14 protein-coding genes and 1 pseudogene are annotated in these 13,182 nt (G+C 62.9%); 8 read left to right on the plus strand and 7 right to left on the minus strand.

Annotated elements, in window-relative coordinates; genetic code table 11:
• Positions 1 to 531: 531 nt before the first annotated feature.
• Positions 532 to 669, plus strand: a pseudogene (locus GXP34_07985) (hypothetical protein).
• A 90-nt stretch (positions 670 to 759) separates the two neighbouring features.
• On the opposite strand, the gene GXP34_07990 reads toward GXP34_07985, so the two are convergent.
• Together GXP34_07990 and GXP34_07995 are read right to left on the minus strand one after the other, a co-directional pair.
• The gene (locus tag GXP34_07990) at positions 760 to 1,395 is read right to left on the minus strand and encodes a hypothetical protein (GenBank protein ID NOY55912.1); all 636 of its coding nucleotides are present in this window, start codon (positions 1,393 to 1,395) and stop codon (positions 760 to 762) included.
• 107 nt (positions 1,396 to 1,502) lie between these two features.
• A complete protein-coding gene (locus GXP34_07995; GenBank protein NOY55913.1) occupies positions 1,503 to 1,784 on the minus strand; it encodes a hypothetical protein in 282 nt (93 codons plus the stop codon).
• A 306-nt stretch (positions 1,785 to 2,090) separates the two neighbouring features.
• Here GXP34_07995 and GXP34_08000 point away from each other — a divergent pair, with 306 nt between their 5' ends.
• From GXP34_08000 to GXP34_08010, 3 genes are read left to right on the plus strand one after another with little or no spacing between them, the layout of a single operon-like run.
• Positions 2,091 to 3,131, plus strand: coding sequence for a peptidoglycan-binding protein (locus tag GXP34_08000; protein NOY55914.1), 1,041 nt, complete (start codon positions 2,091 to 2,093; stop codon positions 3,129 to 3,131).
• A complete protein-coding gene (locus GXP34_08005; GenBank protein NOY55915.1) occupies positions 3,128 to 3,763 on the plus strand; it encodes an ATP-binding cassette domain-containing protein in 636 nt (211 codons plus the stop codon). The genes GXP34_08000 and GXP34_08005 overlap by 4 nt, the downstream gene beginning before the upstream one ends.
• On the plus strand, positions 3,760 to 4,839 hold the full coding sequence (locus tag GXP34_08010) for an FtsX-like permease family protein (GenBank protein ID NOY55916.1): 1,080 nt from the start codon (positions 3,760 to 3,762) through the stop codon (positions 4,837 to 4,839). Before GXP34_08005 ends, GXP34_08010 begins: the two co-directional genes overlap by 4 nt.
• Positions 4,840 to 4,951: 112 nt before the next feature.
• Here GXP34_08010 and GXP34_08015 read toward each other — a convergent pair whose 3' ends face one another.
• The 4 genes from GXP34_08015 to GXP34_08030 all read right to left on the minus strand — a co-directional run bounded on the left by GXP34_08015 (position 4,952) and on the right by GXP34_08030 (position 9,143).
• A complete protein-coding gene (locus tag GXP34_08015) occupies positions 4,952 to 5,779 on the minus strand; it encodes a hypothetical protein (protein ID NOY55917.1) in 828 nt (275 codons plus the stop codon).
• 1,362 nt (positions 5,780 to 7,141) lie between these two features.
• A complete protein-coding gene (locus tag GXP34_08020; GenBank protein NOY55918.1) occupies positions 7,142 to 7,831 on the minus strand; it encodes a hypothetical protein in 690 nt (229 codons plus the stop codon).
• 162 nt (positions 7,832 to 7,993) lie between these two features.
• Positions 7,994 to 8,230: a hypothetical protein gene (locus GXP34_08025; protein NOY55919.1), complete on the minus strand. Its 237-nt coding sequence runs from the start codon at positions 8,228 to 8,230 to the stop codon at positions 7,994 to 7,996.
• A gap of 178 nt (positions 8,231 to 8,408) precedes the next feature.
• The gene (locus tag GXP34_08030) at positions 8,409 to 9,143 is read right to left on the minus strand and encodes a hypothetical protein (protein ID NOY55920.1); all 735 of its coding nucleotides are present in this window, start codon (positions 9,141 to 9,143) and stop codon (positions 8,409 to 8,411) included.
• A 424-nt stretch (positions 9,144 to 9,567) separates the two neighbouring features.
• Between GXP34_08030 and GXP34_08035 the strand changes: the two genes are divergently transcribed.
• The 4 genes from GXP34_08035 to GXP34_08050 all read left to right on the plus strand — a co-directional run bounded on the left by GXP34_08035 (position 9,568) and on the right by GXP34_08050 (position 11,600).
• Complete coding sequence (locus tag GXP34_08035; protein ID NOY55921.1) at positions 9,568 to 10,131, plus strand: hypothetical protein; 564 nt, start codon at positions 9,568 to 9,570, stop codon at positions 10,129 to 10,131.
• Between the two features lie 162 nt (positions 10,132 to 10,293).
• Positions 10,294 to 10,548 (plus strand): hypothetical protein, encoded by a 255-nt coding sequence (locus tag GXP34_08040; GenBank protein NOY55922.1) that lies wholly within the window; start codon positions 10,294 to 10,296, stop codon positions 10,546 to 10,548.
• A 477-nt stretch (positions 10,549 to 11,025) separates the two neighbouring features.
• Positions 11,026 to 11,262, plus strand: a complete 237-nt coding sequence (locus GXP34_08045; GenBank protein ID NOY55923.1) for a hypothetical protein — start codon at positions 11,026 to 11,028, stop codon at positions 11,260 to 11,262.
• Positions 11,262 to 11,600: a type II toxin-antitoxin system PemK/MazF family toxin gene (locus tag GXP34_08050; protein ID NOY55924.1), complete on the plus strand. Its 339-nt coding sequence runs from the start codon at positions 11,262 to 11,264 to the stop codon at positions 11,598 to 11,600. Before GXP34_08045 ends, GXP34_08050 begins: the two co-directional genes overlap by 1 nt.
• Positions 11,601 to 12,344: 744 nt before the next feature.
• On the opposite strand, the gene GXP34_08055 is transcribed toward GXP34_08050, so the two are convergent.
• Positions 12,345 to 13,124 (minus strand): TatD family hydrolase, encoded by a 780-nt coding sequence (locus GXP34_08055; GenBank protein ID NOY55925.1) that lies wholly within the window; start codon positions 13,122 to 13,124, stop codon positions 12,345 to 12,347.
• Positions 13,125 to 13,182 lie beyond the last annotated feature (58 nt).

Here is a 13,182-nt window from a genome sequence, read left to right on the forward strand (position 1 = left end):
GAACCCCCTCAGAGCCACACGCACATGCAACAAGTTGCGGGCGGTTGACTGGTTAACCGGGGAGTGATGGTGATGGTGATGGTGCTGGATCGCGGCAAGCTAGCGAAGATAGATCGCCGGCTGCTGGCGGAGTTGGATCATGGTGAAGGGCCGCAGACGGTGAAGGTCCCCTTGTCAGATGCGGCATGGTCGACATGGCGAAGATACTGTGACGTGCTCGGGCTAACGATGGGGGAGGGTATCGCCGGTTTGATCGACAGCGAGCTGACAGCGGTAGTCGACGTCGGTGGCTTGGACAGCAGCTCTGTGGTGTTCGCGGGTCGAGCCGAAGAACAGTTGGTAGCACGGGAGGCGCAGATCGGTGCACGTGAGCATGACGTCATGGCGGCGGAGGAGCGTCTCCGCAGGCAGAACGAGCGGCTGCGCCATTGGAGTGAGCTTCTCCGAATACGAGAGGATGAACTCGATATCCGAGAGTGGCGTCTCGAGGCGACTACCAACCTGTCGAGCCAGCGTCAGCCAGCTGGCACCAAGGTCGGTCGCAACGAGCGGTGCCCCTGCGGATCTGGTCTGAAGTACAAGCACTGCCACGGCCTGCCCGGTCGTCAAACAGACCGACCAACCCCATTAGGAGCCTCTCACTGCCGGTTCCCAATCCGTGAGGGATGACGGAGCTGAAGACCTCCTTCAGCTTCAGACCTGGAGGAAGTCCGTGCATGCGCTGGCAGAACCGTTCGGTGTGATCGGGTGTATGTTCTCTCACGGAGAGGGCAGGTTTGCGATGTCGGATGGCGTGATCCCGACCTTGGAGAGCAGATCGGAGGTGTGGATCGGGCAGTCGGCTTGGATGGCCAACTGATCGGCAATATCGGCCGGAATGTACATCCCTTCTACTCCCAATCCGACCTCGGCACCCGCGGGAAAGCCAGCGTACGGGTTCCAGCTATCGAGTCCGCCCTCGAGGAATGCGTCCAACGACGGCGGATCAGGAGCTGGTACGCCGTGGTCGAGGAGGCACTGCGTGAGCCAAGTGTACGCGTGGTACATGACGGTCAGATAGGCCTCAGAGAAGGGAGGGTCCACCACGAGCCCGATGTCGATGGCCTTCTGCCAGCATGCCTGGGATGCCTGGCCGAGCGTCCTTTGCGAGATCTGCTCTGGGACGGTGAGCCCGCGACCGTCATCCCGCAGGCTAACGGCGTACCCGAGGTCGGTCAGACAGGCCCATACGTACTGCCAGTGATCGACTCCTCCCTTGAAGAAAGGACCGGTTCGAGATCCTGTGTAGCTAACCGGCCAGTCTGGTAGATCACCAGCCGTGACGGCACCATCCAGGCTTGCAGTGCTCGGTGTAGGCGAAGTGCTTGTCGTGACTGTCGATGTCGATGATGCCAAGGCCGGAGATAATGGCAGTGTTGTGGTTGGCTGCGCGCTGGAGCAGCCAACCACAACAACGACCAGACCCACCAGCGAGCCCAGCCGCGCTGCGGCGCCGAATCGACTCACGTTTTGCAGGCCCCGTATCCCCCACCCGGAGCATTCACGATCCAGGACCGGTAGCCGGTTCGCCATGTCCAGGTCAGGACAAGTGTGCCATCCGAGTCGTAGTAAGTGCCCGGTGTTCCTTGGACCCAGTGGTACTGCAGTCCAGCACCGTATCCGACTGTTCTCGGATATCCGCCGGTTTGGCAGTTCATCGATCCTGATGAGGCAGCGGCTGGTAGTGCCATCATGGCGATGAGCAGGCCGAGCACCGCGATGATTGTGATGGTTCGTCTGAGCACGTAGTGTTCCTCATCGTGTTGGGTGGCGGCGGGACGGCGTAGCAAGTTAGTTCCGTCGCCACTCGGCCAGTGAAGACAGATGATCTCTGTCGTTGATCGGTCCCCCTTATGTCGCCTGGTAGTCGTACTGTCGCGCAAGATTGTTCCAGACGCAAGGCTCGGTTTTCCCAACCTTTGGGCGGACCGAGGACCCGCCCCACTTGGGGAGTTCTTCGCCTGTTCTCTGCCAGCCTTTGGGGAGGCGGTGGCTAGATTGGGTCGGGTCAGGTTAGTAGAGGTTGGGTGGTGTTTGTGAGGTGGGGCCGTGTGTTGGTGTTGCTGCTGGTTGTGGTGGCAGCCGCCGGTGGGGGCTTCTGGGCTGGCAGGGTGGCGTTGGAGCCGCCGTCGAATCCGCTTGATGAGACCGTACAGCCGGTTGTGTACACGGTGGAGGATGGGACGGTCGGCCGGTCGTTGACGTTCACTGCGGTCGCGGAGTGGGATCTGACGCCGGTGGGGGAGAACTCGGCCGGCGGGGTGGTGACGTCGGTGCAGGTCGCAGCGGGTGACACGGTGTCTGCCGGTGATGTGTTGTATTCGGTGAATCTGCGTCCCGTGGTGATCGCCGAAGGTGCGGTGCCGATGTTCCGGTCGCTGGCGGTGAAGTCGGATGGTTCGGACGTTGCGCAGCTTCAGTCGTTCCTGTCCGGGTTGGGGTTGTTTTCGGGTGATGTGGATGGTTCGTTCGGGTCGTCTACTCGTAGTGCGGTGAGGGCGTGGCAGGCCTCGTTGGGTGTGTCTGACACGGGTGTGGTCGAGGCGGGGGATCTGGTGTTCGTGCCGGTCTTGCCTGTCCGGGTCGCGTTGTCGGATGAGGTGTGGGTGGGTGCACGGCTGGCTGGTGGGGAGCGGGTGGTGCAGGTGGTGCCGTCAGATCCGGTGTTTCGGATCCCGCTGGCGATCGAGCAGGCGTCGCTGGTGCCGTTGTCGGCCGATGTGTTCGTGACGTATCCGGATGGGGTGTGGGATGCGCGGATCGTGCAGGCGTCCGAGTCGCTCGAGACGGGGCAGTTGAATCTGATTTTGGAGGGGATCGGTGGCGGGTCGGTGTGTGGCGATGTGTGCGCCGACTGGGTCGGGTTGACCGACCGGAGCGACTTCCGTGCCGAGGTGGTGGTGATCCCGGAGACGAACGGTCCGGCTGTGCCGGTCGCTGCGATCAGTTCCGGGCCGGGCAATCAGGCGTATGTGATGGCTCCCGACGGGTCGCAGCTGCCGGTGACCGTGATCGAATCGTCCAACGGACTGTCGATCGTCGACGGGATCGCCGCCGGTACCGAGATTCTGTTGCCTGTCACCGGCTCATGATCACCGTCGAGGATCTTGTTTTCGGGTACCGGCGGGACGAAACGATCCTGGACGTGGTGTCGCACCGGTTCGAGGAGGGGTCCGTGACGGCGGTCACGGGAGCGTCGGGACGAGGCAAGTCGACACTGCTGTATCTGATCGGTCTGCTGTTGACGCCGTGGTCGGGGACGATCAGTTTCGATGGGGAGAATGTCGGTGCACGGGCGGATCGACGCCGCTCGGAGTTCCGTGCGGCCCGGATCGGGTTCGTGTTCCAGGACGCGGCGTTGGATCCGGCCCGAACGGTGTTGGACAACATCATCGAAGTGTCGAATTACACGCGGATCCGTCGACGTGACGCCGTCGAGCAGGCCGAGGAGCTGATGCAACGCTTCGATGTGGGGTTGCGGGCGGATTACAAGCCGGGGGAGGTATCGGGCGGGCAGGCGCAGCGGATCGCGTTGTGTCGCGCGCTGCTCGCGTCACCCGACGTGATCCTTGCCGACGAACCGACCGGCAACCTCGATGCCCGAACCGCCGATGTGGTCATCGACGCGCTCGCCGGTTTGGCGCACGATGAGGACAAGACGGTGATCATCGCTACACACGACGCAACGGTCATGGCCGCCTGTGATGCGAGGTGGGCACTGTGAAACTGGTTATCGAGTCTGCCCGCACCGCACTGGCCCAACCGGTGTCGTCGATCGTGACGGCGCTCATCGTGGCGGGGGTTGTCGCGGCGATCCTGTCGACGACCGGCCAAACCGTCCAAGCTGAACGCCAGGTCCTGTCACAGATCGACGCAGCCGGGACCCGGTCGATCGTCATCTCGGACACGAAAGGCACCGCAGGGATCAGCCCCGACGCTGTCGATCGCATCAGCCGCCTCAGCGGGGTCCAGTGGGTGATCGGCCTCGGACCGGCCACCGACGTGCGGCCGGCAGCCAACCCTGGAGGAGACCCGGCAGCGATGCGTGCCCTCTACGGCACCATCCCGCCACAACTCGACATCCCCAGCGGCATCCCACCCGCCGGTCAGGCCGTCATCGGACCCGACGCGCAAACCACCCTCGGCCTGCTCCTGCCGGTCGGGGGGACCATCACCAACGACTCCAGCGTCGCGGTGGTCGGCGGGTTCAAAGCGACCGATCCGCTCACGTTCCTCAACCGTGGTCTGCTCACCGGGCCCGGCCCTTCCGACACGCAACTACGGGCGATCTACATCCTGGTTACCGCGCCCGATGAGGTCGCCAGTGTCGCCGATGCCGCCTACCTCGTCCTCGCACCCAGCGACTTGTCGTCGGTCGGGATCCAAACCTCCGAGACCCTCGCACAGGTCAGGGCAGCCGTCCAGGGAGAACTCGGACGCTACGGCCGCAACCTCGTCACCCTCGTTCTCGCCGCCGGACTTGTCCTCACCGGACTGAACGTCTACGGGACCGTCACGACACGCCGCCGCGATTTCGGACGCCGCCGCGCGTTGGGTGCCACCCGACCCACCATCATCGGGCTCATCGCCACCCAGACCGCACTCACCGCGTTGGTGGGTGCGTTGATCGGTACGGTCGCTACCTGGCTGATCCTCACCCGGGCAACCGGCACTCCACCCGATCCGACCTTCACGCTCGCCATCGACATCCTCGCCGTCGTCACCACCACCATCGCCGCCATCCCACCAGCAACCATCGCCGCCTACCGCGACCCCGTCCGCATCCTCCGAGTGCCATAGGGAACAAGAAGGAAGCGGAGAGTCAGCTGAGAGCCCTTGGGCCACACCGCGACCACAAGCAGCGAGAAACAGCGCAAATCGATGCGAACTCGAACCGACGCGAACTCCCAGTTCAGAGGCTGCTTTCGAGCATTCCTCCCAGGCCACACGGTTGTACTCGGATACCCTTGAGCCGGCCTTTCAAGCCGGAAACGCTAGTTCGAATCTGGTCGGGGCTGCGAAACGGCCCCTGCTCAGCGACGAAGACTTCCAGCGTCCTGTCGTCGAGAAGGCGGTCGATCAAGTCGGCGGAACCGGCGATGTAGGTCGAGGACCAATCGATGTCGGTCGATACAAACCATGCGCGGTCGGCCGGCCACCAGAAACTCGGCGGCGTGTTGTTGAACACCCAGTCATCATTGCGGTCGGAGGGAGTCTCGATCGAGCCCCGATGGAGGAGGTAGCGGCGTCCGCTGTGGGTAAGCGACGGGCTGACGTCGACCAATGGGCGTGGGTCGTCCGCGGGCCGACGGTGTCGCCTCCGGCTCCTGCGTCGGTTCCACCACCGCCCTCTGGCCTGCAGAGGAACACCGGTCCCGTATCCGTACCAGACGAGCAGCCACAGCAGGCCCGGGGTGGAGGTCGCTTGGGCGAGGATCTCAGCCAGCCGATCAACGAGCGGCCGCTCGAGCTCACCTTCCATTGGGAGAGATGCTCCTTGGCGCAGCCAAGACATCCCATCGTCGCGAACCGAAAGGTCATGGATCGAAGAGGTGGCGTCGAACGGTTTGCCGCTCCAGCCGCTGATCTGGCTCCACGGCACCGACCGTTCCGAGATGTGGTCGACGGCTTGCTTCCTGACATGAGCCGGGTGGAGAACCCTGGCGTAGCGCTCGAAGTCGTCGGGGATCCACGAACGGAGTGATCGGCCGTAGACGAGACGTCCCCGCACCCAATCCACTGGGTCGTGATCCGTCAGAGGCTCTGAGTCGATGCGTATTCCGACTTCGAGCCTCCTTTCTCTCGGCTGCAACGATACCTGCACGGAGCAACGCCAGACTGGATCCACGCTCTGGGTCTCACTAGCGCGGCCGAATCGAGCGGTTGCTCGAAGTCAGCCTCCGCCCGACAAGAGGCGCCGCGCTCAAGGTGAACGTTCAAGCCGCGTGCCTATCGCGTGCACATGGCAGTGAGAACCACCGGAAAACAGTGCAAGACGATGAGTGGCCAGAGAGCGGCCCCACCTGGCGTTTCTCTCGTGATCCGCCTTCTACCAGGGCGCGTCGAAACAGGTCCGGAAGCCTTCACACAGCAGAGGTCATTAGTGCGGGTCCCGATGCACTCTCCCGGCCGGGATCTGGCGCTCGGTTAGGGCGCAGGTTCCTGGATCCGGGCACGTAATCCGCGTGACGTCATGCTGCGACAGAGTACAACCTGGCGAGTGGCGCTGGACGTGTAGTCAGCTCTCGTATCGGTCCTCCGACACCAACATACCCGCTGGTAACAGGGGGTGTTTGCACCACGTCCTGGTTCGGACTGACTCGGCGCGAATGCGCGATGGGGATATTCTCGCGGCGAAGACTCAGCCGGCATCGTGGCGGTGCGGCCCTGGAAACCGCCACGCGTATTGCCGGATATGGGCGGCTCGCCTGTGGGTTGTTTGGCATCCAGGCCGCGCGTTATGGGTGGTGCCCATGCCCCCACGACTCCGGCGAGCGTCCTTTTGGGGTGCCTGCCCTACGAGGCCTGCGGGTCTTGACATGGCTCGGCCCATTAGAACGCCAATCCGACCCGGGTTTTCAGCTGTTACAAAGGTTTCTGCTCATTGGCCTTGGCTGCCTTCTTGTCCTTCTTGGCCTGGCGTTTCTCCTTCAGGCTGCTGGACGCGGCCTTCTTGCTGCTCCTTCCGCCCTTGTCTTTCTTCGCCATGGGTGCCTCCTTGCGGACCGCCTGCGATGACGGCCATGCCCCATTCTGTCACACAGGCACGATCTGGCCTCATAGGTCACCGAGGCCAGGTCAGCTCCGCATGTTCTCGGATCGGCCATTGAGCGGAGCCCAGCTTCGGTGAGAGGCCCGTCAAGTCGCTCTCTGACGGCCCGATCGAAGAGCGGGTTCGGCTGGATGTGCTCAAGATTGGAGCTACCCGCATCAGCGCACTGATCACCCAACCTGATCCCGCGGTAAACGTAAAGCGTCGGAATACCCCATAACAGCGGGTTCCCGAGCCATATTGGTCTGATCACCAAACAGCGCCGAACGGCACGTATCGAGCGGTGGCTCACAGCAGGTAGTTGACGTTTCCCGTCCGGGCCGTCGTCAATCACCTAGCGGGCCCTGCCGCCAGCTGAGTTCTCTTGACGTTCATCGACGTTGCCCGACCTCCCCACTCCCTAAGTCGCCACGCCGGGTGGTTGTCACGCGTTGAGGTTCCTCCGACACGAACCCCAAGTACATGGCGTGCCCCGGCGGCTACGTGTGCGCGTCCGTCGGAGTGGTGGGTGAGGTTGACTCCGAGTTCTTCGTAGATGGCCCGTTTGTCGGCGGGATCGGCATCGGCTGGCACGGCGACGATGTCGCGTAGTTGGGTGACGAGTGCTTTGATCTCGGTCTCGGTGAGTTTGCGTGGTGTGGGTTTGCGGCCGAGTTCTCGTTTCAGACTTCTGCGTTCTCGCTCGGTCTCGGCGATCCAAGTGACGGCGATAATGATGTCGGCGTCGTGTTCGAGGAGTGCCCGGTACTTGGCGAGCTTGGTGTCGCATTCCTCGAGCCGGCGGCGCAGCTCGAGGCCAGGGCTTTCATCGGGTATGGCCCCGCTGGCGGCGGCCGGGGTCTGGGCGGTGGCATCGAGATGGTCATCGTCGGAGAGGCTGCCGATCCAGACGTCGAGAGCGGGCACGATGGCGTCCTCACGCACGTAGATGGTCTTGGCGTGTTGTTGCTTGGTCACGGCGTACTCGGCGGGGAACTTGCATCGATAGTAGGGCTTGCCGTTGTTCCAGGATCCCTGCATCCTGCGGTCGCACACAGCACAGCGGATCAGCCCTGAGAGTACGTAGGCATGCTTGGTGCGATCTCGACGGACCGCGCCGGCGCGTTGGGTGCCGGCAAAGACGTCCTGGGCAGCCTGGTAGGTCTCGGCGTCGATGATGGCTGGAAGGGTCGGGTTCTGCGATCAGATCCAGTCGTCGGGGTTGTTCCATCGCATTCTGGTTTGGTGGCCGAGGGCGACGTCGTTGACGTCGATGAGGGTTTCGTCGCGGCGTTGACGGTTCCAGACTTGGTGCCCGGTGTAGCGGGGGTTGCGGGCAGGGTCGTGAGCGGAGGGAGAGGGGATCCCGTCTGCGGTGAGTCCCTCGGCGATCGCATACAGACCTTTCCCGGCAAGGTACTCGGCGAAGATCCTCTGCACGACCGGCGCGACTGTCGGGTCAAGCTCGAGCTTCTTCAGCGTTTGGCCGGCGGCGGCTTTGGCGGGGTGGCATTGGCGGCGTCGGCAGTCGGTGCAACGGCAAGGCTTGCCGCTATGGCCAGAGCCAACGCTCTGGTACTTCAGCGGGACAGGCTCCCGCGGTCTCGTTTCCGCAGCTTCAAGACTGTCCCCTCGCTGATTGTCGACTTGCGTTTGCACTGCCGGCTGAGTTCCTTCCTCCTCTTTGTCTCTGCTCCACCCGGCTCGCCACACATGTGAAAACAACCCAGAGGACGACGACATTGATGATCGCCCCGATGATGTCGAGGTGTGCGATGAACGGATTGAACGTGGGAGACGAGAGCCGATTCGGGAATGTGATCCATGCAACGGGCCAACCGGCGACATAATCGATCCGGGAGTAGAACCGGGCTGGTCCCGAAGGGACACGCACCGTGAACATGGCGATCACCACGCTCACACCCAAGGCGAACCACGCCAGTCTCACCAGCCGTCGCCTCGTCAGGTATGGACCGAGTGAGACGAGAAACAGAGCAGCGAGCGAACCCCAGGCGATCACATCGAACACTGCGGCGTCGACACTGAACTCCCCCTCCGAAAACTGCGGACCTAGGAAGACGTTCAGTTCAGCAGCCGAGTCGTCTGGAGGCAGCTGGTTCGAGAATCGGTCCTCGCTCAAAAAGGGCCGTGGCAGTCCGTAGTTGCAGAACGGCTGGATTCCGGCATCGAGAATGCCCTTCTCATCGTACTGGAGGATGCTCACCGATGCCGGCATCGCACACGTATGGGCGAAGAGAGACAAGAACGTCGCCACAAGCCCGACCCCAAGCGAGATCACTGCAATCAGCCACAGGCGCAAATGGGGTCTTCGAACGGTTTCATCCCTGGTCATGTCACCCTCCGTACGCTCAAGCGCATGCTCGCGCCCGAGCTGTCGCACAATACATCGAAAGGCTTCTGCAACCCGAAAAGAGACACTCGGTAATCAACCGGCAACGGACCCCTACACCGATACCTCGAAACACCCGAAACACTCAAACCGACCAACCCAGAATCTGAGCAAGAAAGCCGAACCGGGACACCTCCGATGCGGAGATCGCGATGTGCTGGGACCGGGGGAACCGTTCGCGGGCTGCGGCGGCGTGAGGTCGTGCCGCTGTGGCATTGGGGGTGTGATGCGGCCCCCTTCTCGTCAGCGCCTGCTACACGATGCGGGGCTGGGGTTGACGAGAGTGCGCGACAGGGTCCGGTCGTTGAGGGCACACGATCGGCCGAGAAGTGTTTGGCAGGGCTTGTATGATCGCCAGGAGGTTCGGATGCGGCGTGTGATGGTGGGGCTGGTGCTGTTACTGGCGGCCGGGTGTGCCCGGTTGCCGGTGGGTTCGGGACCTGTGTCGGCGTCGCGGGTGTCGGAGGTCACGGGGGAGTCGACGATTCCTCGGTGGCCTCCGGTGTCGTTGTTGCCGGATGAGTTCTTTCCGCGGCTGGTGGCGTGTCTGAACGATCACGGATACCCGGTGACGCTCGGGCCGAACTACACGATCACCGGAGGCGGGTTGATCGGGGATCGGGGGGCGTACAAGGAGATCAGAGAGGAGTGCATCCGCGATGTGGATCCGTCGTATTCGGAGGACCCGCCGCCGTTCACCCAGGAGCAGTTGGAGAGCCTGTACCGGTATCTGCAGGGGGTAGTGGCGTGTCTGGCCGGGTTGGGGTATCCGCAGGTAGAGATGCCATCGTTTGAGCGGTTCTCGACCGATCTACGGGGAAGGTTCGATCCGGTTTCGGCGCTCGTTGACGATTACGGGGTGTTTCCGTCCGATGCGGATATCGCAACGTGCCGTGACCAGGGTAAGCCGTCATGGTTCGTGGCGCCATAGGCGCTCACGCTGCAACAGGTTTGGACCTTGATCGTCGCCTGGGGTTTCCCGACTGGACCGTTGCGCAAAGAATACGACGACGTCCCGATGGGCCCTATCGGGAACCCATGCGTGGTGCGGCATCTGATCGTTGCCCCCGCGATCGTGAGAGCATGCTGATCGATGGGTCTACGGGTTCGACCTGGTTCTGCACGCCGACGGGCTCGGTGCGAACTGGGCAGCGTACCCAAAGAACAGAACTACCTCACGTTGGCGGTAGCCATTGCCTGTCGCGCCGGACTGCACATCCCCGATCGAGTTCCCCACACCGAGGAGGAGTGGGCGGAGATGCTCGCCTACGAGATCGCTCTACTGGATTGTGTGGCCGGTCTGGGCTATCCGGTGCCGTCGCCGCCGTCGTTGGATATGTACATCTAGTCGAATGGGAACTGGCCCGCCTGCGACCTGGTGCCAAACATCGTCGGTCCCGCATGGGAAGGGCTGGCGAGAACCTGCCCGCAGGGTCCCGTCGGTGAGCTCGGAGCCTGGGACCCGGGCGACCCGATCAGGCCGTACGAGCCGTAGTCGGCAGGGTTTCCTCGCTCTTGTCAAGGTGGGCGTCGCTGTTCTCCTGGTTGGTCCGAGCCGCCGATCGGGAGCACGGCCGGGCAGTCCGACAAGAGGCACCACGACGTGCCCGGCACGGCCTGCCCTCGTAGAGACACGGGTCACGCGATGACCAGCCGTGTCTGCCACGCGTCGCGTGTACTTGGGTTGAAGTCCCCCTCCGACACCGTTGCCGGCTACACGCGCCCGGGACTCGACGAGGGCCCGGCTGTCGGTAGGCAGGAAGTCTCTCTCATGTGCTCGCCAAAGGTGTAGACGAACCAGTCTACGAGTTGGTGTACACAGCCTATGAGTACAACGATCAGAGTGAGCGAGAACACTCGCGATCGGTTCGCAAGGCTTGCGGATGCGACCGGGCGTCCGATGACTCAGCTGCTTGATGAGGCTGCTGATGCGCTCGAGCGTCGTCTGTTCTTCGATCAGATGAGCAGGCGGTTCGAGGAACTCCGGCACGACGGGTCGGCGTGGGTCGAGATTGAAGCTGAGCGTGCCCTGGAGAACGGCGGTGCCGGTGACCAGTCCTGATGACACCGCGCAGGGGTGAGGTCTGGCTGATTGACTCCGGTAAGCCGGTCGGGCGTGAACAGTCCGGGCGTCGCCCCGCCGTGGTGGTCTCCGCAGATGCACTCAACGAGGGTCCCGCCGGTGTGATCATGGTGGTTCCTTGCACCACCGCCCGTCGAGGACACCCGTCTCACATCGAGATCGAACCTGGGGACTCGAGTCTCGACGTGGTGAGCTACGCCAAATGCGAGGACCTCAAGTCGATCTCCGAGCAGCGGTTCACCACCCGCGTTGGGCAGGTCGGCCCCGATGCGATGTTTGGGATCGGTCGGGTGCTTCGTTTCCTCCTCGAACTCTGACGCTGCCGGCCGGCACGCGGACCCGAACGTTCATCGCACAAGCAAAGACTCCGCCCCGCCAACACACTGCTGGTTCCAGGAGGCACCACCGACCGAGATCTCCTCATGCAGCGATCAACCATGCCTCTCACGGGTCGCGTGTACCTGGGATTGGGATCCCCCCTCCAGCACCAATGGTCCCAAGGGTTGTGGCCCTCAGGGCCGTTCCACGTTTGAGGTTTGAAGTGACGGATTGCAGCCAACATGCTGCCCGATGTATACACGCAAAAGGGCGAGACGGTATCGACGGATTTGGATCGGGGCATCCTCGCCGGGATCGACCGGAGGATCCTGTCTGGCGTCGGCAACGATGAACGCCAAGATGGTCAGGGTGTTGGTCGTAGCGGCGATGTGGTCGACATGCCGGCCGCACTGCACGGTGTCTGTCGATGGGGAGCGAAGTCGTGGGATCGATCGGTCACGAGTTTGACACCATCGCCGGCCAGGACAAGGACGACAGGTCCGCGTTCAGCACCGAGCTGAAACGGAAGCTCGTCGCATACGGCAAGCGACCTCGACGCTCGAGATCGACGCCTCAACGACTGGGAACAGTCGCTCGGAGCACTCGAGTAGCGGCCGATCAGGAGGAGGCGATCACCGCTCGCCTCCACATCGGAGATCGGACGCAACGCGCAGTGCCCCTGCGGCTCCGGCTCGAAGCAGAAGCACTCTTGTGGCCTCGCCGGTCGCCGCGCGCGATGTCGGTCACGCGTCAAGCTGAGCCAGCCAGGGTCTCAGATGGTCGTCGCTCTCGATGAGTCGGGTCATGTTCGTGCGAATGGTCGTCACGAGTTCGCTTCGCGCCACGCCTCGGACATCAGAGAGCTTGTCAACGATCTCACCGATGAGGGCGGGGTATCCCGTGTCACCGGTCAGCCACCGTAGACCGCCGGGGTTGTCGGTTTCGGTCAGCAACTGCTCCGCGGGTATCGCGCGTGCAACGTCTCGCACGTGATCTGAATGCAGTACTTCGACTCCGACACTGAACATGAGGCCTGTCTCGATCAGCCGGCCCAGGACATCGAGCGGCCCGGAATACCAGTGGATGATTCCTCGGTCGACGCCGTACCGTACAAGCAGGTCGGTAGTGTCTTGTTCGGCGCCGGCACAGTGAACGCTGATTACCTTGTCCTGGTCTCGGGCGAGGCGGAGCAACCTTTCAAAAACCTGCCGTTGGGCCGGGTAGAGGCTCTGATCTGTGACGAAGCGGTAGTCGAGCCCTATCTCTCCGATCATCGGACTGCGTTCGGCAAACTCGTCGAGATCATCAATCGAGTCAGCGTATCTGGGTGCCTCCCAAGGCTGTATTCCGAAGGAAGGCACCACGAATTCTGACCGTGCTGCGATCTTCTCCGTTCTGACAAACGAAGGGACGTCGATCGAAACGCCGAGCGTGAGAATCCGTTGACGCTCAATCGTGTCGAGAACTTCGACGAGTTCCTCGTCGCCGTACTTGTCGACATGCGAATGAGCATCGACGTACATGCGTTCTCCAGAGCGAAACGATCCGCCGCAACCCTACCTGTTCCCCCCATCCTCACGT

It is taken from the genome of Actinomycetota bacterium (assembly GCA_013152275.1).
Taxonomy (GTDB): domain Bacteria; phylum Actinomycetota; class Acidimicrobiia; order Spongiisociales; family UBA4744; genus BMS3Bbin01.